At 64.1% G+C, this 20,898-nt stretch carries 14 protein-coding genes; 10 read left to right on the forward strand and 4 right to left on the reverse strand.

Features of this window, described 5'->3' with window-relative positions; all coding sequences use genetic code 11:
* Nucleotides 1–52 precede the first annotated feature (52 nt).
* Nucleotides 53–2,971 carry a filamentous hemagglutinin N-terminal domain-containing protein gene (locus Q0O40_RS09095; protein WP_295528871.1) on the reverse strand — a complete coding sequence of 973 codons (2,919 nt, stop codon included), beginning with the start codon at nt 2,969–2,971 and terminating at the stop codon, nt 53–55.
* Nucleotides 2,972–3,432: 461 nt separating this feature from the next.
* On the opposite strand from Q0O40_RS09095, the gene Q0O40_RS09100 reads away from it, so the two are divergent.
* Nucleotides 3,433–3,660: a hypothetical protein gene (locus tag Q0O40_RS09100; protein WP_295528873.1), complete on the forward strand. Its 228-nt coding sequence runs from the start codon at nt 3,433–3,435 to the stop codon at nt 3,658–3,660.
* A gap of 252 nt (nt 3,661–3,912) precedes the next feature.
* On the opposite strand, the gene Q0O40_RS09105 is transcribed toward Q0O40_RS09100, so the two are convergent.
* Nucleotides 3,913–5,613 (reverse strand): amidohydrolase, encoded by a 1,701-nt coding sequence (locus tag Q0O40_RS09105; RefSeq protein ID WP_295528875.1) that lies wholly within the window; start codon nt 5,611–5,613, stop codon nt 3,913–3,915.
* Entirely contained in the window at nt 5,610–6,506 is an 897-nt protein-coding gene (locus Q0O40_RS09110) for an NAD(P)-dependent oxidoreductase (protein ID WP_295528877.1), read from the reverse strand. The genes Q0O40_RS09105 and Q0O40_RS09110 overlap by 4 nt, the downstream gene beginning before the upstream one ends.
* Before the next feature lie 107 nt (nt 6,507–6,613).
* Between Q0O40_RS09110 and Q0O40_RS09115 the strand changes: the two genes are divergently transcribed.
* From Q0O40_RS09115 to Q0O40_RS09145, 7 genes are all read left to right on the forward strand, one after another.
* The gene (locus Q0O40_RS09115) at nt 6,614–6,982 is read left to right on the forward strand and encodes a hypothetical protein (protein ID WP_295528879.1); all 369 of its coding nucleotides are present in this window, start codon (nt 6,614–6,616) and stop codon (nt 6,980–6,982) included.
* Between the two features lie 39 nt (nt 6,983–7,021).
* Entirely contained in the window at nt 7,022–8,296 is a 1,275-nt protein-coding gene (locus Q0O40_RS09120) for a threonine ammonia-lyase (RefSeq protein ID WP_295528881.1), read from the forward strand.
* Nucleotides 8,297–8,472: 176 nt separating this feature from the next.
* Nucleotides 8,473–9,324: an arginyltransferase gene (locus tag Q0O40_RS09125; RefSeq protein ID WP_295528883.1), complete on the forward strand. Its 852-nt coding sequence runs from the start codon at nt 8,473–8,475 to the stop codon at nt 9,322–9,324.
* Complete coding sequence (locus Q0O40_RS09130) at nt 9,284–11,584, forward strand: autotransporter assembly complex family protein (RefSeq protein WP_295528885.1); 2,301 nt, start codon at nt 9,284–9,286, stop codon at nt 11,582–11,584. Before Q0O40_RS09125 ends, Q0O40_RS09130 begins: the two co-directional genes overlap by 41 nt.
* Nucleotides 11,584–15,744, forward strand: coding sequence for a translocation/assembly module TamB domain-containing protein (locus tag Q0O40_RS09135; protein WP_295528887.1), 4,161 nt, complete (start codon nt 11,584–11,586; stop codon nt 15,742–15,744). Before Q0O40_RS09130 ends, Q0O40_RS09135 begins: the two co-directional genes overlap by 1 nt.
* 80 nt (nt 15,745–15,824) lie before the next feature.
* Nucleotides 15,825–17,096: a glycosyltransferase gene (locus Q0O40_RS09140; RefSeq protein WP_295528889.1), complete on the forward strand. Its 1,272-nt coding sequence runs from the start codon at nt 15,825–15,827 to the stop codon at nt 17,094–17,096.
* A 139-nt stretch (nt 17,097–17,235) separates the two neighbouring features.
* The gene (locus Q0O40_RS09145; protein ID WP_295528891.1) at nt 17,236–19,527 is read left to right on the forward strand and encodes an EAL domain-containing protein; all 2,292 of its coding nucleotides are present in this window, start codon (nt 17,236–17,238) and stop codon (nt 19,525–19,527) included.
* On the opposite strand, the gene Q0O40_RS09150 is transcribed toward Q0O40_RS09145, so the two are convergent.
* Nucleotides 19,524–20,015 carry a CHAP domain-containing protein gene (locus tag Q0O40_RS09150; RefSeq protein ID WP_295528893.1) on the reverse strand — a complete coding sequence of 164 codons (492 nt, stop codon included), beginning with the start codon at nt 20,013–20,015 and terminating at the stop codon, nt 19,524–19,526. The genes Q0O40_RS09145 and Q0O40_RS09150 overlap by 4 nt on opposite strands.
* A 463-nt stretch (nt 20,016–20,478) precedes the next feature.
* Here Q0O40_RS09150 and Q0O40_RS09155 point away from each other — a divergent pair, with 463 nt between their 5' ends.
* Complete coding sequence (locus tag Q0O40_RS09155) at nt 20,479–20,706, forward strand: CopG family transcriptional regulator (RefSeq protein ID WP_295528895.1); 228 nt, start codon at nt 20,479–20,481, stop codon at nt 20,704–20,706.
* Nucleotides 20,690–20,898, forward strand: a 209-nt coding sequence (locus Q0O40_RS09160; RefSeq protein ID WP_295528897.1) for a type II toxin-antitoxin system RelE/ParE family toxin, incomplete at its 3' end; no start/stop codon positions are given. The genes Q0O40_RS09155 and Q0O40_RS09160, both read left to right, overlap by 17 nt.

Consider the following 20,898-nt stretch of genomic DNA (forward strand, 5'->3'; position numbering starts at 1 on the left):
GTTGGGACTTCATCTTCGTTCCTTCGTCACTACGACGAAGCCCCAACACTCCTTAAATCACAACCTCAAATCTGTGCCATTGGTGCTGACGGGGAACACCCACGAGGCTGTTGCTCGCCGATACCACGCCGCTCACCCCGGTCGTGCCCGAACCCCAGGTCACTGCGCCGGCGGTGCTGCCGCGGGAGCCATACCAATTTGGACTGGCAACGACGTAATTACCATTGCTCAGAGCCGTAACGCCATTGTTTCCAATGTAATCATAGCTGGTGCTGCCAACGAGGCTGTTGCTCGATGACACCACGCCCTTTACGCCAGTCGTGCCCGAGCCCCAGGTCACGGCGCCGGCGTCTTTCTCGATGCCATTGTCCCAGACAGTGCTGCGAACGACATAGTTGCCGTTGCTCAGCACCGTTACGCCACCGCTTCCAATCATGTCACCGGCGGTGCTGCCAACGAGGCTGTTGCTCGCCGACACCTCGCCGATCACCGCAGTAGTGCCCGAGCTCCAGGTCACCGCGCCGGCTTTGGCAACGGAGCGGTTTGCCCAGTTTGGGCTAGAAACGACATAGCTGCCGTTGCTGAGCGCCGTGACGCCGCCGCTTCCAACAGTGTCATCCCGCCCGAAGCCGACGAGGCTGTTGCTGTCTGACACGTAGCCGCTGATCCCCCTTGTGCCCGAGCCCCAGGTAACGGCGCCGGCGTCACCGGAGGTAAAATTGTCCCAGAGGGTACTGCGAACGACATAGTTGCCATTGCTCAATGCCGTGACGCCGCCGTTTCCAATGCTATCATAGCGGTGGCCGCCAACGAGACTGTTGCTCGCCGAAACCACGCCCTTGACCCCGATCGTGCCAGAGCCCCAAGTCACTGCGCCAAGGAACGAGTTCCAATTTGAGTTGGTAACGACATAGTTGCCGTTGGTCAGCGTCGTGACGCCATTTCTTCCAACGTAATCATACAAGTTGCTGCCGACGAGGCTGTTGCTCGTCGATACCACGCCGCTCACGCCCTGCGTGCCCGAGCCCCAGGTCAAAGCGCCGGCGTCTTTGGCAGTGCCATTGTCCCAGAGACTGCTTCCAACGACATAGTTGCCGTTGGTCAGGACCGTGACACCATCTTTTCCGACACCGTCGCTGCCCGAACCGCCGACCAGCTGCGAAAGCAGCGCGCCGGTTGAGGAGAATAGATAGACCGCGCCCGCGTTGACGATGCCGCCGACTGTGGTGTTCGGCGCGGTAACGACGACGTTGCCAGCCCCGGCACCTGCGGCGAGCACCGTGACCGACGTGCCAAAGCCGTTCGCGGCCACTCCCTGATAAGGATCGACGAGGCTGTTGTTGAACGTCGTTGGTGAATCGTTGGCGATGATGATGTTGCGCGGATCGATCAGCACCATGCCAGCCTTGCCGCTGGTCGCGCCAGCATCGGCCTTGCCGGCAAAAAAGAGGCCGTCATGCGCGCTGACCTCGATCGCACCGCCGAAGGAGTCGGTACCGAGGCCGCGCGCGCTGATCGTGCCGCCGAACAGCGTCCGGCTTTGCGACCACAGCACCACCAGGCCGCCATCGCCGCGCAGCGTCGCATCGGCCGCTACCGTGCTGGTGTCGTCGACTGTCAGCCGGTCGGCGCGCGCCATGGTGCCGCCGCCGCGCACGTCACCGCCAAGGCGCACCGAACCGCCGGCGCTGCTGCCTGAGGCATCGATATGCGCGCCGATCAGCATCATCGCATCCGCAGTCATCCGCACGTCGCCGCCATGGCCGTTGGCGCCAATCGCCGCGATGCTGCCCGATGAGAACAGATTGCCAGTGCCGGTGACAGCAACCGTGCCGCCGGTGCCCGCTGCCGCATTGGCGCGGATCAGTGCGCCACTGTTGGCGATGTAGCTGCTGCCAAAGTCGAGGGCTGCGATACCGCCGGCACCGCTGGCGCCCGATACATCGATGACCGCCTGGTTGAGGATCTGGTCGGCCGAAACGCTGACGGTGCCGCCGGCCGCGCCGATGGCGTCGATGCTGCCAGCAAGGCCGACAAGACCACTCGCAGAGATGTCGACTTTGCCGACTCCTGCGGTGCCAGCTTGCGCCTTGATGCTGCCCTCGGCGAATACCGAACCGGTTTCTGCGGAAAGCCAGACGCGGCCGCCACGATTTTGCGAGCCGGTGGCGCGAATGATGCCGGTGTAGCCCGCGAGCGCATAGACGTTGCCGCCCGCAGCGCGCAGTTCCGCCGCAGCAGCGCTGATGGTGCCGCTGTTGGTGACGTTCCCAGCACTGCCTTCGACAAAAATGCGGGCGTCGCTGCCCGCAGCCTGCATTACGACATGCGTGCCGCTGGCCAGCGCTGCTGTGCCTCCGGCAGCCATTGTCCCGTCGTTGGCAACATAATGGCCGATCAGCACGGCGTCGCCGCCGGTTGTAATGCTGCCGCTGTTGGTAACCGTGCCAGTGCCGGTGCCGAGAAAGCTCTGGCGGTCGCTGGCCATGAAGCCATCGTTGGTCACATCGCGCGTCGAGGCGACGAAGCTGCCGCCGGTGACGACCTTGCCGCTGCCATCGACGACAATGCCTGCCGGATTGATGACGTAAACCGAGCCGGTGGCATTGAGCTGCCCGGCGATCGACGTTGAGTTGCCGCCTGTCACCCGGTTAAGCTTGGCACCGCTGCCGTTGTTGAATTCGACACGGCCGCCAGCGCCAATCGAAAAGCTTTGCCAGTCGATGACCGCCCGCGCCGAAGACTGGCCGACGACCATCGTGCTTGCCGAGGGAAGCGCGATGCTGGCCGTGCCGGCAATGATCTGGCCGCCAGTCGGCAGCACCGGCGCGCTCTGCGCCAGCGCGCCGCCATGAATGGCCAACGCGAGAAACGATACCTGCCCGGCATGGCGCTTAGCCCGCCTGTAGCCCCTGACCGGCAGCCCCGCCGCAAGAGCCCGGAACGCCTGAAATTCACCGCTGACAGTCATGCTACATCGCCCCCACAACCGAACCTGCCGCCTCAAGGGCGGAACGACAATTGTTCGACTGAAACAAGGGCGTGCCGCGACCTGTTGCCTGAGCGCGGACGGGCTGATTAGCTAGATATGGCCTCAGCACAAGGGATTTATTATTCATAATCAATTACTTAATTACAACTACTTCCAACACCAATGCCCGCCTACCAAACGGTGCTTGTAAGCGATGATCATCCTAAACGCGGCGATCAAACACGGCGAGCCAAACGCCGTCGATTAGGTATTTAGCGGACGACTGCTCGCCAGGACTATGGAAGCCAGCAAGATCAGCGCGCCCATAGAACTGGGACCGCGCACTTGCGCGCGCAACGGCCTGAAATTCTGCTTCCTCCCTGTTCGCGCAAACGCCTCTGCGGAGGCCTCCACCGACGCGTTCGTATCTCACCACCCAGCTTGACCTGCCGCCTCATACCGTGGGCCGCAACGTCAAGGCGCTCGTCGGCAGCAGCTTTGTCGTGCGAGGAAAGGACGGCGTCACCAACGCGCTTGAGGTGCGTCAAGGCATGCCGCGGCATGTCGGCAAAGCGCTCGCCACGCTTTTATTTTTCGAGATGCAGCGCGCGTTGGCGGCACAGTTTCGGTTAGCGACAACGCTGCGACCGACTCAGCAGCTGTCCTACGCAGCTCCACCCCAGTTCTGAAGGGCACGGATGTCCCAACTCCGGATTTTCATTGAGCCGTGGCGACGATCCTTAATGAATGGCAGGCACTAGGGACACCGCTTGGCACATAGAATGACGACAATTGGGGCGCATTCCCGACCGTCCGCTTAGCCCACTGCAATCGACCGCTTTCGGCTAGACTCGACGTTTACTGGTGCCGATGTGAGCTACCGGGTATGGTCGGAAGCAGCCGCTGATCTGAGGTGCATCGCAAAAAAGTAAGCGCCAAACCTATCGCTTCCCCGCTCCTTCAGCCACAACCGGCACCACCGCTGACCAAACCTTCCCCCCGCCGACCCATGTCTCCAGCACTTTGGTCTTGCGGATCTGTGCGGGGCTTGCCGTCATCGGGTCGGTATCGACCAGGATGAAATCGGCGCGCTGGCCAGGGGCGAGGCGGCCGAAGCGTTTTTCGGCGAAGCCGGCGTAGGCGGCGGCGGAGGTGTAGCCGGCCAGCGCGGCGGTGCGGTTCACTTTTTCCTGCGGCTGCCAGCCGCCCGGGGGCGCGCCGGTTTCGTCTTCGCGGCTGATCGCGGCGGCGAGGCCTGCCCATGGATCGGGCAGTTCGACCGGCGCGTCCGAGCCTAGCGCAAGCGTTGCCCCGGTCGCCTTGAGCGAGGCCCAGGCATAGGCTCCGGCCAGCCGGTTTGGCCCCAGCCGCGCTTCGGCCATCAGCCGGTCCGAGGTCTGGTGCACTGGCTGCATCGAGGCGACGATGCCGCCGCTTTGCGCGATCTTGCCAAACAGCGGCCAATCCGCAGGCTCGACCACTTGCGCATGCTCGATCCGCCAGCGCCGGTCGCCTTTGTAAGTCGCGGTCAGATCGTCGATCGCGTGGAGCACCACCGCGTTGCCTTGATCGCCGATGGCGTGCACCGCGACCTGAAAGCCGTCCATCGCGGCGCGGCTCATCAAATTGCCGATCTGCGTCTGGGTCAGCTGCGGCAAGCCGCTGGTGCTGGGGGCGTCGGCATAGGGCGCTTTGAGCCATGCCCCGCGCGAGCCGAGCGCGCCGTCCATATATAGCTTCACACCGTTAAGGCGCAGCCGGTCGGCATAGAGCCATGGGCTTGGCCCGGGACCACCGATGGCGACCATATTGTCCACGCCCGAGGCATAGGCCATGATCCGCACATAAAGCTGGTTGGCATCGCCAGCGCGGCGGAAGGTCTGCCAATCGGCCATCGAGGAACCCATGTCGGCAACAGCGGTGAGGCCGCGCTCGAAGAACAGGCGCTGCGCGGTGGCGAAGGCGAGGTCGTAATCGCGCGTGCCGGGCGGGGGCACGGCCTTGTTGACATAATCTTGCGCGGTATCGACCAGCACGCCCGCCGGAGAGCCATCGGCATTGCGTTCGATCTTGCCGCCTATCGGGTCGGTGCTCGCGGCGGTGACGCCTGCGGCTTTCAAGGCGGCGCTGTTGGCCCAATTGGCATGGCCATCGACCCGCTCCATCAGCACCGGGCGGCCCGGCACCACGGCGTCAATTTCGGCGGCAGTGGGAAAACGGCCGAGCTTCCAGCGCTCCTGATTCCAGCCGCGCCCGATCAGCCAGGGCCGATCCGGGTGCGCTTTGGCATATGCGCCGATCTTCTCCAGCGCCTCGGCCAGCGAATTGGTTTCCTGCAGATCGAGCGTCAGCGCGCCAAAACCGACGCTCATGACGTGCAAATGCGCATCGATCAGGCCGGGCAGCATCACATTGCCCTTGCCATCGACGCGGTATTGAAACCCCTTCTTCGCCTTTTTCTGCCCTTCGCGCACGACCGATTTGATCACGCCCGCATCATCAAACAGCAGCGCGATGAAGGTCTGCACCTCGCCGTCTTCGCCCACGGTTTGCCCGCGCACGTTGTCTACCAGCGTATCGGCGCGGGCGGGAATCGCGGCGGCGGCGAGCAGCGCGGCGGCGGCAAGCGAAAGTCGGATCATTGGTTTCCTTTGCGCGGCAGGCGGCAGATCAGCGCGCTGGTATCCTGGCGGCCGCCGCCGAGCGCCTGAACATCGGCATACATTTGATCGATCAGCGCGCTGACCGGCACACTTGCGCCGAGCCTGCGCGCTTCGTCAATCGCGAGGCCCAGATCCTTGCGCATCCAATCGATGGCAAAGCCGAAGTCGAATTCATCTTCGGCCATGGTATGCCAGCGGTTGTCCATCTGCCACGATTGCGCTGCGCCGCCCGAGATCGCCTCGAACACTTTGTCGAGATCGAGCCGCGCGGCCTGCGCAAAGCGGATCGCTTCGGAAAGGCCCGCGATGGTGGCCGCAAGGCACATCTGGTTGGCCATCTTGGCGGTTTGCCCCGCGCCCGGCTTGCCCACATGAACCACGCGCTTGGCATAAGCGGCCAGCACCGGGCGCGCGGCGTCCACCGCTTGCTCGCTGCCGCCGCACATGATCGAAAGCGTGCCCGCCTCCGCGCCCGACTGCCCGCCGGTGACGGGCGCATCGACGCAAAGCAACTCCTTGTCGCGCCCCTCGACCGCGATCTGGCGAGCAATCCGCGCCGAGACGGTGGTGTGATCGATGAACACCGCGCCGCGCTTCATGCCCGCAAACACGCCGGTCGGGCTCAGCACGACATCGGCCAGATCATCATCGTTGCCCACGCACGTGATCACCGCGTCGGCGCGTTCGGCGGCTTCGGCAGGGGAAGCGGCGACTCGCACGGCAATGCCGGGATTGGCCGCCTGCCATGCCTCCGCGCGCGCTGGCGTGCGGTTATAGATGGTGAGCTTGTGGCCCACTTCGCCCAGATGGCGGGCCATGGCGCCGCCCATCGTGCCAAGGCCGAGGAACGAGACGTTGAGAGGTTCGGTCATATGCCCCGGTTCTAGCTAGTTTGCTGCCTTGTGCCAGCCCTTGATACGACCATGCCCGGGCAAATGGCACTTGTGCAGCCGGATGCGCCCGTCTAACGGGTGAGATCATGCTGCGGCGCACCAATCTTGCGAAGATCGCCTTGCCAGTCTTCTGGCTCTGCGTGATCGGCGCAGTCACGCTGGCGTTGCTGCCGCACCCGCCCCACTTCAAGGAATTGGGCGACAAGATACAGCACATGTTGGCGTTCGGCACGATGGCGCTGGTGGGGTGCTTTGCTTTTCCAAAGATGAGCAAAGTGCGGATCGGCGAGCGGCTTTCGTTTTTGGGCGCGCTGGTCGAGGTCGCGCAGTCGATCCCCGCGCTGCACCGCGATTGTGATATTCGCGACTGGATCGCAGACACGGTGGCGATTGTGGTGGTGCTGGTGCTGCTCCATCTGTGGCGCTTGCCGCGCGGCGAATCGCCCGCCTCATGATGGTTTCCTTGGCGGCGTCTTTCGATTAGGGCGCAGCGGATGGATATCTCGACCGCTTCGTCTTCCGCCGCGCCGTCTCCCTCGGCGCAATCCGCTGCCGCGCCGCTGCTCACACTGGATGATGTGCGCGCCGCGGCCGCCCGGATCGCAGGCCAGGTGGTGCGCACGCCCACGCATTACAGCAAGACGTTGAGCGAGATCACCGGGGCGGAGATCTGGCTCAAGTTTGAGAATCTTCAGTTCACGGCGGCGTTCAAGGAGCGCGGCGCGCTCAATGCGCTCTTGCTGCTGACAGACGAGCAGCGGGCCAGGGGTGTGATCGCGGCATCGGCCGGCAATCATGCGCAAGGCCTATCGTATCACGGCACGCGGCTGGGCATGCCAGTTACCATCGTTATGCCTCGCACCACGCCGACCGTGAAGATCATGCAGACCGAAAGCGTCGGCGGCAAAGTGGTGCTGGAGGGCGAGACTTACGACGACGCCTATGCCCATGCGCGCAAGCTTGAGGCAGAGCTCGGCTTCACATTCGTGCATCCCTTCGATGATCCGAATGTGGCGGCGGGTCAAGGCACCGTCGCGCTTGAGATGCTGGAGGATGTGCCCGAGATCGACACATTGGTCGTGCCGATCGGCGGCGGCGGCCTGCTGGCCGGGATGGGTGTTGCCGCGCGCGCGATGAAGCCATCGATCGGGCTGGTGGGGGTTCAGGCCACGCTGTTTCCCTCGATGTATGCGCGGCTCAAATCGCTCGATCTGCCCTGCGGCGGCGATACGCTGGCCGAAGGCATCGCGGTGAAGGAGCCTGGCGCGTTTACTTCCGCGGTGCTGGCGCGGATCCTCGATGATGTCGTGCTGGTTAATGAAGCCGCGCTCGAGACCGCGGTGGCGGTGATCCTGCAGATCGAGAAGACCGTGGTCGAAGGCGCGGGCGCGGCGGGCCTTGCGGCGGTGATGACCCACCGCAAGCGCTTTGCCGGGCGCAAGATCGGCATTGTGCTGTGCGGCGGCAATATCGACACCCGGCTGTTGGCGAATGTGCTGCTGCGCGATCTGGCGCGCTCGGGCCGTCTGGCGCGGCTGCGGCTGACGCTGCAGGATCGCCCGGGGGCGCTGTTCAAGGTGATGAACGAGTTCAACGCGCACCAGGTCAATATCATCGAGATATATCATCAGCGCATCTTTACGCACCTGCCGGCCAAGGGGCTGATCACCGATATCGAATGCGAGGCGCGCGACCGCGAGCAGATTGATCTGCTGCTCGGCGGGCTGCGGAGCAAGGGGTATGATGTCAGCCAGGTCGAGCTTGGCTGATTAACCTGCCGGGTTGTTCCTGCTCCGTCGCGGGACAGGGGGCTGGTTCTGTGAAAAATCCTTAAATCTTGTCCCTCAATGATGGTTAAGGGTCTTTCACCAAAGCCGAAGGTGAGGCATTGTCTGCGTTGGCGCTGCCGGAAAGTCTGGCCGCGCGAACGGAGCCCCAGCTTGCCGTGACCGCACCCGTCCGCTTTCCCCGTTTTTTCGTGACCAGCCCGATGCCGTGCCCTTACCTGCCGGGCCGGTATGAGCGTAAAGTGTTCACCGAACTCAAGGGCCCCAATGCCGACGAACTGAACGATGCGCTCGGCCGCATCGGCTTTCGCCGCAGCCAGACGGTTGCCTATCGGCCCAGCTGTGTGGAATGTTCAGCGTGCATTTCGGTCCGGGTTGTGGCCAGCGAATTCGAACCATCGGCAACCCAGCGCAAGAACTTGAAGCGCAACGACGATCTGATCGTCAGCACGTGCCGGCCCTGGTCCACCCCCGAACAGTATGAACTTCTGCAGCGTTATCTCTCGGTGCGGCATCCCGGCGGCGGGATGGTGGCGATGGACGAGATGGATTTTGCCGACATGGTGGAACATTCGCCGGTCAAAAGCCTTGTGGTCGAGTATCGCGAGCCGAACCCTGATGGAACACCGGGACGGCTGGTTGGTGCCTGCCTGACTGATCAGCAGGGCGACGGGCTCTCGATGATCTACAGCTTTTACGATCCTCATCACGAAACGCGCAGCGGGCTTGGCAACTTCATCATCCTCGATCACATCCGCCAGGCAGCGCGCATTGGCCTGGATTACGTTTATCTCGGCTATTGGGTCGAAGGTTCGGCGCGAATGCAGTATAAAGTGCGCTATCGTCCGCTGGAAAGATTGGGCCCCAGCGAATGGCAGCGTTTCTCACCAGACGATCAAGCCAATGCCATCGAACGCGCCGCCGGAGCCCCGCGTGAAGCCCGGATCGGGAACAATGACATGGGCAAGGATGGCATTGCCGCATCGCAGCAGCATTACCGCCCGGCTTGATCTGCTCGGGCGCGTTCTGGCCCCGATTTCGTTGATTCTGGCACCGCTGAACGCGGCTATCGGGCAATCGCGCGACACCGATCCAGCGCTCGAAGAGTTGATCCCGGATGCCGCGCTGGAAAATCCTCAAGGCTGGTCGCGGGAAACGGCGGCGGCAGGTGTCACCGTGCCCGATCTTGCCGGGCTGCTGTCGCCTGATCTGACCAAGCCGCTCACCCAGATTCCTGAAATCGCGATGGATTGGCCAGACGGCAACGAACTTGCCGCAGTCACGCCGTTGACCCCCGATCCGGACATTGATCTGGCTCAGGATCAGGTCAAGACAGCAAGCGCAGCGCTCGATGCTTCGGCACCCGATGGCGATTCCGCATTTGCGCAGATAGCGGGCGCCGACATCGTGCGAGTCAATCGGCAGGTCCAATTGGCTTTTCCGCCGGGCCTCGCAGACTTCACCGAACGCGATACGGTGGCGGCGCGTTTTGCAGGGCTTTCGAGCTTACGCGCTTTGCCCGGCGGAGAGGACAACCTCGCGCAGCTTAGCCGCCGCGGCCGCGAGGATCTGGCGCGGCTGACCCAGATCATGCGCCTTTTTGGGTATTACGATGCCGAGATTGCGCAAAGCATTGTCGGGCCAGAAGGCGCAGCGGTCCGCGCGGAGAGCTTGACGGCGGGCGCGGCCGGGGCAGGAACAGAGGTAGGGACTGGTACAGCTAGAGGGGCAGGGGCCTCCGCGCCGTTCGATCCCAAAAAAGTGGTCGTGCGTTTCGATGTCGTTCCCGGACCGCGCTATTCTCTGGATATGATCGCGCTGGGCGATATCGACGCAGCGCGCGACGGCGCGGCATTGCGCGCGGCATTTGCGCTGAAACACGGGGACCCGGTTGACAGCGATCGCATTATCGAGGGCCGCGCGAAGTTGGACGCGGCGCTGGGCAAGGCGGGCTATGCTTATGCCAAAGTGGGCGAACCGGCGCTGGTGATCGATCACGCCGCGCGCACCGGCGATCTCGATGTGCCAGTCACCACCGGGGGCATTTATGCCTTCGGCGTGGTGCGCAGCCTATTGCCGGATTATCTCTCCTCACGCCACTTGCAGCGCATCGCTCGGTTCGATCCGGGCGAGGCGTATCAGCGCTCGCTGGTCGATGATCTGCGCAAGGCGATTCTGGCAACGGGCCTGGTTTCCTCGGTCACGCTGGAGCCGCGCGAAGCGGCCAAACCTGAAGCAGGCAAACCCGGCCTGATCGATTTTGACGTCGCCATGGTGAAAGCGCCGCAGCGCACGATTGCTGGCCTGATCGGTGTTTCGAGCGGTGAAGGTATCCGTGTCGAGGCAAGCTGGGAGCACCGCAATTTCTTCCCGCCCGAGGGTTTGGTGCGGGCTCGCGCTGTGGTCGGCACGCGCGAGCAATTGCTTGGTTTCACCATTCGCAAAAGCAATTTCCGCGCCCGCGATCAGGCGCTGACGGGCGATCTCTATGCCCAGACTCGGCAAACCGACGCGTTCAACTCGCGCACGCTCTCTGCGCTGGTCACGCTGGAAAAGCAGACCACGCTGATCTTCCAGAAGCCGTGGACTTATTCCTTCGGGATCGAAGTGCTCGCCACGAGCGAGCGCGAAAGCTCCAGCCCGGCCTCTGCGCGCGCCACCTATTTCATTGGCGCGCTGCCGCTGCGCGCGGCTTATGACGGCAGCGACGATCTGTTCGATCCCAAGCGCGGATTTCGCATCTCGCTTAGGGCATCGCCGGAAAACTCGACGCAGGACGGCGCACGCTCGACCTATATCCGCACCCAGCTTGATGCCAGCGGCTACAAGGCGGTGAGCGATGCGGTCGTGCTCGCCGGGAGGGTTCGGCTGGGCTCGATTCCCGGCGCGGAAACTGCCAGCATCGCGCCGTCGCGGCGGCTCTATTCAGGGGGCAGCGCCTCGGTGCGCGGCTTTGCCTATCAAGCGGTCGGCCCGCGCGATGCCAACAACGCGCCGAGCGGCGGCCGCTCGCTTACTGAAATTGCGCTGGAAGCGCGGATCAGAACCGGGCTGCTGGGCGGCTTGGTCAGTCTCGTGCCGTTTGTCGATGCCGGAACGGTCGGCCCGGTCGCTACGCCAACGCTCAAAGGCGTAAAGGTCGGCGTCGGCGTCGGTGTGCGCTATGAAACCAGCTTCGGTCCGATCCGCATCGATCTGGGCACGCCGCTCAATCCGTCGAAGGGCGACAGCCGCATCGGCGTCTATGTCGCGCTGGGACAAGCGTTCTGATGGCGGAGCCAGCGACCCGCCGCGCGCCTGCGTGGGTGCGCTGGAGCAGGCGCATCGGCCTGTTGTTGGGCGCGCTGGCGGCGCTGCTGGGCGGCGCATTTGTACTCTTCGATTCGCCGCTGGGCCACCGGCTGATGGCCGAACAGATCGCGGCCTATCGGCCTGCGTCGGGCCTGCGTGTCCGGGTCGGGCGGATCGATGGGTCGCTGTTCACCGCGCTGATCATGCGCGAGGTCACGTTCAGCGATCCGCAGGGCCGCTTTCTCACCGTGCCTGAAACAGCGCTGGATTGGCGGCCGCTGGCGTGGGCGCGCGGTGTGCTCGATATTCGTGCGCTGACGCTGCGCCGCGCCACCTTGCTGCGGGCGCCGGTGCTCAAGATCATCGATCCCAATGCGCCGCTGCTGCCCGATTTCGACATCCGTCTAGATCGGCTGCGGATCGAATCGTTGACCGTGGCCGAAGGGATTGCCGGGGCAAAGCGGCGCATCGACGTTGCCGCCTGCGCCCAGATCCGCGCAGGCCGCGCCCTGATCGATCTTACCGGCAAGCTGGGTGGGAGCGACCGGATCGCGCTGCATCTGGATAGCGCGCCTGCGAAAGACCGCTTCGATCTCGATCTGCGCTACGACGCGCCGAAGGATGGTCTCCTGGCCGCCCTTTCCGGCGTGCGGCGCGATGTGCGCGTGCGCGTGGCGGGCGCAGGTCTGTTTTCCGATTGGCACGGCTGGGGCTGGGCTTCGCAGGACGGCGCGCGGCTTGCGGGTTTTCTCATCGAAAACAGGGCGGGTGCGTACCGGGTGACTGGTCAGGTCTTGCCGGGCAACCTTGCTCCAAGCGCCGCGCGCGCTGCGCTGGGGGAGCGGGTATCGTTCGGTTATGCAGGTGCGTTTGATCGTGCCCGGCTTAGCGGACGGCTGATCGCGCAGGGCGCGGCGTTTCGCATGGCGGGCGAGGGCGCTGTTGATCTCACCGCGAACCGCGCCGAGCGCATCAAGCTCACAGCCAAGTTGACCCAGCCTCGCCTCATCATCGCCTCGCCCGAGCTTACCGGCGTTTCGCTGGAGGCCGCGCTCGATGGCCAATTCGCCGATCTCTCGATCCCGCATGTCCTGCGCATTCAGGGCCTGCGCAGCGGCACCGTCGCCGCGCAGGACATCATCACCCGGGGCACCGCGCGCTGGGCAGGCAAACGGCTGACATTGCCGCTGGCGCTCAGCGCGGCGCGGCTGCGTACGGGGAATGCCCAGGTCGATCCGCGCCTAGATGGGGCGCGGCTGGCGGGAACCTTACAGCTGGAGGGCGATGCTCTCAGCTCGGACGGGCTGGTCGTGGCAGCACGCGGGCTCTCTGCGCAGCTCGTCCTGCGCGGTGATCTGCGGCGCGGCGGCTTTGCTCTAGCAGGGCCAATGGCAGCGCAGGGGATTGCTGTGCCCGGTGCAGGCCTCGTTGATGCGCGCGCCAAGATCCTGTTCACGGGGGGACGGGGGCTGTCATGGCTGCTCAAGGCAAACCTGGCGGGCACGACTGCGCGCATCGACAATGCCACATTTGCTTCGCTGAGCGGCGGCAACGTGCGCTTTGCCGGCAGCGTGCGGCTGGCGCAATCCGGCCCGATCCAGATCGACGCGGCCACGCTCAATTCGGCCAAGCTCTCGCTCGCGCTCAGCAGCCGGATGGGCCGCGATGGCCAAGGCACGCTAACGGGCAAGGGGCAGCAGGCTGATGTCGGGCCTTTCACGATCAATGCCGCCATCACCAAGTCCGGGCCGAATGCCGATCTGGTGTTTGCAGACCCACTGCCGGCGGCGAGCGTGCGCGATGTGCATGTCGCGCTCAGCCCCGAGCAGGATGGCTATCGTATCCAGACCCGGGGCGATTCGCGCCTTGGCCCCTTTGCCGGGATCATCGGGCTGCGGTCTGTGCCGCGCGGACCGACCCGGCTCGATGTCCGCCAGTTCAAAGTGTATGAAACTGAGATCACGGGCGGCCTCGATCTGGCCTCAGCGGGTGCAACCGGAACTCTGGCGATCACCGGCGGCGGCATCAAGGGCGCCGTCGACCTCTCCCCGCGCGATAATGGCCAAGGCGTCGCCGCGCAATTGACGGCGCGTCAGGCGGAGTTCGGCGGCGCCAACCCGATCCGCATTGGCGTGGCCAAGCTCGAACTTGATGCTCTCTTCGCCAAAGGCAATTCCACCGTGCAGGGTTCGCTCAAGGCCGAAGGCATCAGCAGCGGCAAGTTGTTTATCGGCCGGTTTGCCAGCGATGCGGTGCTGGTGAACGGCTCGGGCAGTGTCACCGCCTCGCTCACTGGGCGGCGCGGCACCAATTTCGCTCTGCAAGGCACTGCCGCGTTTCAACCGGACAAGGTGATTGCCTATGTCGCTGGCAACTATGGCGGGCGCAGCATCGCCATGCCGCGCCGCGCGGTGCTCGATCATGAGCCCGGAGGCTGGCGGCTTCAACCCACCCAGGTCGATTTTGGCCGCGGCGTGATCATCGCCTCGGGCATCGTGTTGGGCGGGCCAACCGCGCTGAACCTGCAAGTCTCGCAGATGCCGCTGTCGGTGCTGGATATCGTGCTGCCCGATCTGGGCCTGGGCGGGATCGTTTCGGGCCTGATCGATTATCGCAACGATCATACCGGTGTTCCTGCCGCGCATGCCGCATTGCAGATCAAGGGGCTTACCCGCGCGGGGCTGCTGCTCTCTTCGCGGCCGCTCGATCTGGCGCTGGTCGGCGGGCTTGACGCATCGGCGCTGCAAATGCGCGCGGTGGCCAAGGATGCGGGCGTTGTGCGCGGGCGGCTGCAGGCGCGGATCTCGCAGCTGCCGCGCGGAGACATCATCATGGACCGGCTGCGCGCCGGGCAACTGCGCGCGCAAGTGCGCTACGGCGGGCCTGCCGATGCATTGTGGCGGCTGTTGTCGGTGAGTGTGCTCGATCTTACCGGGCCGATCGGCCTTGCGGTCGATGTTGTCGGCACGATCGACAATCCGGTGCTGACCGGTGCGGTTGCGTCGAAGAACTTGCGCGTGCAATCGTCGCTCACGGGAACGGATATTCGCGGCATCGAAGCTGGCGGCAGTTTCCGGGATTCGCGCCTGTCGCTGGCCAGCTTCTCTGGAGCCACGCCCAATGGCGGCAAAGTTTCCGGCAGTGGCACCATCGATCTTTCAAATCTCGCCACCAAGGGCGCGGCGCTGGATCTGCGCATTGCCGCCTCGAATGCGGAATTGGTCAACCGGGTCGAAATGGGCGCGACCGTCACAGGGCCGTTGCGCCTGATCAGCGACGGCGCGACCGGGACGATTGCCGGGCGCGTGCAAATCGACAAGGCGCGCTGGTCGCTCGGCCGGGCCGCAACGGCCTTGGACGTGCCGTTGCTGGCGACGCGCGAAATCAATGCGCGCGCTGATGCTGCGCCGGCCCGCGTGCGCGCACTGCCGTGGCGCTACCTGATCGATGCCGCTGGCAAGGGCCGCATCGACGTGCACGGGCTTGGGCTGGACAGTGAATGGGGCGCTGATCTGCGTCTGCGCGGCGACGTCAGCGCTCCCCAGATATTCGGCGGTGCCGATCTGGTGCGCGGCGGCTATGAATTTGCCGGCAAGCGGTTTGATCTGACGCGCGGGCGCATCCGGTTTGTCGGCGAAGTGCCCGTCGATCCGCTGCTCGATATCCTGGCGCAGGGCGATGCTAACGGGGTCAGCGCCAAGATCGCCATCAGCGGAACGGGCGCAAAGCCATCGATCACCTTCTCCTTGGTCCCGGCCTTGCCCGAAGAAGAATTGCTCAGCCGCTTGCTGTTCGGCAGCTCGATCACCCAGATTTCCGCGCCCGAAGCGGTTCAGCTGGCGGCCGCGCTGGCCAGTTTGCGCGGCGGCGGCGGGCTTGATCCGATCAACCGGTTGCGCGGCGCGATCGGGCTCGACCGGCTGCGCATCGTCAGCGCCGATCCTGCGCTCGGGCGCAGCACTGCTGTGGCCGTGGGCAAGTACTTCGGGCGGCGAGTGTTTGTCGAACTGATCACCGATGGGCGCGGCTATAACGCGAGCTCGGCCGAGTTTCGCATCACGCGCTGGCTGGCCTTGCTCGGCGCAATTTCGACCATCGGCGGCAATTCAATCAACCTCAAGGCGAGCAAGGACTATTGACCGCGCCCCCCCGCGCTGAATAACGCACTCTGCGCGTCCTCCTTCGAAGACCGCGCGTCACGGATCGGAACCATCCCCAAGTGAGCGAAGCGAAACTCTTTTGTGATCTCACGCAAAGCTATGCGCCGCAGGGCGGGGGCGGCATCGGCACGTACTTGCGCGAAAAGCGCGATTACGTTTTGCAACATACCGATCACCGCTTGTTGCAGATTGTGCCCGGGCCGGAAGACCGGATTGTCGAGAACGGCCGCCACATCTGGGTCGAGATCGGCGCGCAGCCGGTGCGCGGCAGCCCCAATTACCGGTTCATCCTGCGCACGCGCGCGGTGCGTGAAGTGCTGGAGCTCTATCACCCGGACATGATCGAATCGCAGTGCCCATGGGTCTTGCCGTGGACCGCGATCAATTATCGCCGCGCTTTCCCAGAGACAGCGCTGGTCGCCGGTTATCACACCGATTTTCCCAACACGCATGTCTACCGGGTCGGATCGGAACTGTTCGGGCATTTCCTCGCCCGTGCGCTCCGCCGCCTGGTCACGGGCTATGCCGAGATCACTTACAGCGAGTTTGACCGCATTTATACGCTGGGCGAAGACATGCGCGATCTGCTGGCGAGTTACCGGATCGATCACGTTGATGTGCTGGCGCTCGGCGTCGATGCTGAAACCTTCCGCCCCGAACGCCGCGATCCTGACATCCGCCAGCAACTGGGCCTGGCGCAAACCGGCCCCTTGCTCGCCTATGCGGGGCGGCTCGATAACGAAAAGCGGGCTGACCGGCTGCTGGCGATGTTCCGGGAATTGCCGCGCGATCTGGATGCCGCGCTGCTGTTGATCGGCGACGGGAAACTGCGCGCCAGCCTTGAGGAGCAGGCACTGGCCGAAGGCCTTGCCGTGGCCTTTCCCGGCTACATTTCCGACCGCAAGGAGCTGGCGCGTCTGCTGGCGTCGAGCGATATCTATGTCTCGGCGATGGCCGATGAGACGTTCGGGCTCTCGGTGCTGGAGGCTCAGGCCTGCGGCCTCCCGGTCGTGGGTTTTGCTGCTGGCGCGATGGTCCAGCGGGTGCTCGAACCGCTGGGCATTCTGGTCGAACTTGATGATGTTGCAGCGATGGCGCGCGCGGTGGAGCAAGTCTGGCGGCAAGACCATGATGCGATGGGTGCCAGAGCTCGCGCGCATGTGGTCGAACGGTTCGGCTGGCAGGCCACGTTCGAGCGCTTGTTTGGCACGATTTATCCGCGCGCCTTTGCGGCGGCCGAGGCGCGCCGACAGGCGGCGGGTTGGTTTGGCCGCCGTCCCGGGGTGCCCGTTCCAACCAGCCCGCGCGGGCTCGGTGCGGGCTGGAGCTGACCGGGTTCGGGCGCTGGTGGCACGTTCAGGCATATCCTTGCAAAAGTGCCGCAATCTCACCGAATTGGCGGGATCTGGGAGCCAAACCCCTAACGCGCGGTAACGCTTTGTTGGTGATGATCGGGTTATCCCGTGGTGCATGAAGCTCGCGATCAAGGCATTCCGCAAAGGCGGGGATGGACGGGCGATTGCCCCGCGGCCCGGTTGGCTGGCCTTTGGCACGCTGGCAGCGCTTGTGGCTCTCTCGCTTGCGCTCGTTTTCGTGTTTACCCAATCGACCCGCGTTGCCGACGATCTGGCGCGCGAGGATGAGCGGCTGCTGGTCGCGCGCTATATGGATCGTGCGGCGGCATCGATTGCCACCGCTCAGGCGGTTCAAACGACGTGGGATGATGCGACGCGCCGCGCCAGCATCGGCAATGATCCGGTTTGGCAGGATACGTTCATCGGCCAATTCTTCTGGAACCGCTTCAAGGCGGACGCTGTCTTTCTCGTCCGCCCGGACGGCACCTTGATGCGCAGCTTCGTCAATGGCGAACCGTCGAATGCAGCTGGATATCAGGAACTTCGCTGGCAAGTCGAGGGCCTGATCAGCCGGGCACAACCCTTGCTCTCTGCCGATGACGCCGCTGTCCAGATGCGCCGTCTGGCAGATGCCCAGTGGCCCTTCGACAGTGCCGGACGCCCGCTGAGCACCTGGGCCGGGATGTCCGTGCTCTATCGGGGCCGCCCGGCTTTTCTCACGGTGCTTTCGATCATTCCCGATCATGAATTCTCTCTGCTGAAGCGCAAACCCAATTTTGTTGCCTCGCTGCGCTATTTCGACACTGGCTGGATGGCGCAGATGGGGCGCGATCTGATCCTGCCCGGCGTAATGTTCAAAACTGCGCCGCCGCTTGCGGAAAATCTGAACCAGGTGCCGGTCGACAATGTGTTCGGCGAGCGGCTTGGCTGGATCGAATGGAACGCCAAAACGCCCGGGCCAACAATCGTGCGGCGCACTGCGCCTTTGCTCGTGGTCTATCTCTTGTTCTTTCTGGGTCTTTTTGCAGGTGCCATGAAGATCGTGCGGCGGCTGCGCCAGACCACGCAGGAACTGCAAGCGAGCGAAGCGCAGGCGCAGCACAATTCCATGCACGATGCGATGTCGGGCTTGCCCAACCGCGGATACTACATGCAGCGGCTGCGCACGCAGCTCGCCGCCAGCATTGCGGGCACTTTGCAGGGCAATCTGTTCGTCGCCTATATCGATCTCGACAGCTTCAAGGTGATCAACGACACGCTGGGGCACCAGATTGGCGACGAGCTCGTGCGTCAGGTCGCCGCGCGGCTGCGCCGAAACCTGCCGCCCCAGGATTTCGTCTCGCGCTTTGGCGGTGATGAATTCGTGCTGCTGCGCTGCGCACCTGGCGGCGCAGAAAGCGCCGACGCGCTGGGCGCGGAAATCATGGCGCTGATGCGCGAGCCGTTTGTCATCTCGGGCACGACGCTGGATGTGACCTGCAGCTGCGGGATCAGCTGGGGCCCTGAACAAAGCGAAGATCCCGCAGAATTGCTGCGCCGCGCCGATATTGCGATGTACCGCGCCAAGCAGCGCGGCCGGTCGCGCTACCGCCGCTTCACGCACGATATGGACGCCAGCGCCAAGCTGCGCGGCGAGATGGAAACCGAGCTGCGCCGCGCCATCAGCAAGGATGAACTCTCGGTCGCCTATCAGCCCATTGTCGCCATCGAAAGCGGCGCGGTGCGGGGCTTCGAGGCGTTGCTGCGCTGGGGCCACCGCGATCGCGGCCAGATCCGCCCCGATCTGTTCGTGCCGATTGCCGAACGCGGCGGATTGATGGTGCCGCTGGGCAACTGGATGCTCCGCCATGTCTTCAACGAATGCCGAAACTGGCCCGATTGCGACATTTCGGTGAACCTCTCGCCGGTGCAGATCATGGCCGCCGATTTCGTCGCGACGATGGCAGGCCTGATCTCCGAGACGGGAATGGACCCGCGCCGCGTCGTGCTGGAGATTACCGAAGGCGTGATGCTCGATCGCAGCGCGCACGTCGTCGGCGTGCTGCGTGCGCTGGGCCAGATGGGCTTTCGCATCGCGCTCGATGATTTTGGCACCGGCTATTCCTCGCTCGCCTATCTGCGCTTGTTCCAGTTCGACCGGATCAAGATCGATCGCTCGTTCGTCCAGAACATCGAGGGCGATGGCGATGCCCGCTCGATCCTCAGCTCGATAGTCTCGCTGGGGCGCAATCTGCGCATGAAGGTGGTCGCGGAAGGGGTCGAGACCGAGATCCAGCGCCTGCTGGTGCAAACCGCAGGCTGCGATATGGCACAAGGCTACCTGTTCTGGAAACCGATGCCCGCCGAAGAAGCGCGCGCGTTGCTCGGGCAGCGCGAAGAAGCTCCCAGGCTCAAGCTCGCGGGTTAGCCTGCCGCTCGGTCATTGAGCGCGATTTGCGCCGTCACGGTCTGCTGCGCGGGATAGATAAAGCCAAAAGCGGGCGAGGAGCGCAGGCCCAGCGAGCCGGAGCGCGCATACCACACCCGCACTTCGCTCCAATCGCCCGCATCCGAAACATCGACCGCCATCACCCCGCGCTCGACCATGCCGGGCCGCGACCAATTGGCATGGTTGATCAGCAAGTGCCGCGCATCGATCACTTTGCTGACCACCGCTACATGGCCATAGGGCATCGCACGGGTGCCGCGAAACGCTAGCACCGCGCCCGCCTCGGGGCGATGGCCCCGGCTATACGTACCTTCAGCATGGCCCCACCAATCGCGCGCGTTGCCGCTGATCTGGATGGCGGAAATCTGGCGGGCATAAGCAACACACTGGAGCCGGGCGTGAGCTTGTGCGGGAAGTGTGGCGATGGAAAGGAGAGCGAAGAAGGCTGCGACAATGTTTCTGAGCATGTGCAGCATCTCTAAGGATTTCCGAAGGTTAGGGGAGTCCGCCCGCCCTCCGTTCATCCTGCGGCAATCACCGTCCATCCCGATTTTGCGCGGGGCTGTGGAACACATCACGGCGGGGCGGGTTTGAGGCGTCGGCTGTGGCTGGTTGGCGGTTTGCCTCCGGCGGGCAAGGGGTGTCCCCCTTGCATCCCGGGATTCGGGGCGCGCCACCTTGCAAGAAAGTTGACAGAGTTGACACTGTGTCAACTTTTGTTTCTGCAAGTAAAGTTCTGAAATATATCATGAAAAAATTGATTTAGCGGACAGGTGACACTGCATCGCCTGCATTGGCTGGCTTCGGTTCGACGATGGCAAAGAGCACGGCCGCGAGGCCTGCGCTTGCTATGCCAGATCGGGGGGATGTAGGAAAATGGTGCATGCTGGCGGGCTTGCACTACATGTATCGCAGTGATATTGAGGGCGCATGCCAATCTCGCTCCGTTTGCCCGCTGATGTTGAAAGCCGCTTGGCCGCGTTGTCTGCGCTTACGGGGCGCTCAAAGACGTTTTACGCGGTCGAAGCTATCGTCGAGCATATCGACGATCTGGAGGATGCACATTTGTCCGCCGAAGTGCTTGCGCGCGTGCGCGCCGGGGCAGAGGCACGCGTGCCCTTGAGCGAACTCTTGGCAGACTATGGCCTGGCGGATTGAGCTCGCCGACAGCGCCGCCAAGCAGCTCCGCAAACTGGGTCCCCAGATCGCCGCGCGCATCCTGACCTTCCTGCGTGATCGCATTGCCCCTCTCGAAGACCCGCGCAGCATCGGCGAGGCGCTGCGCGGCAAGGAACTGGGCGATTTCTGGAAATACCGCGTCGGCGACTGGCGGATCATCGCCGACATCGA

It is taken from the genome of Novosphingobium sp. Chol11 (assembly GCF_945870625.1).
In the GTDB taxonomy this organism is placed as follows: Bacteria; Pseudomonadota; Alphaproteobacteria; order Sphingomonadales; family Sphingomonadaceae; genus Novosphingobium.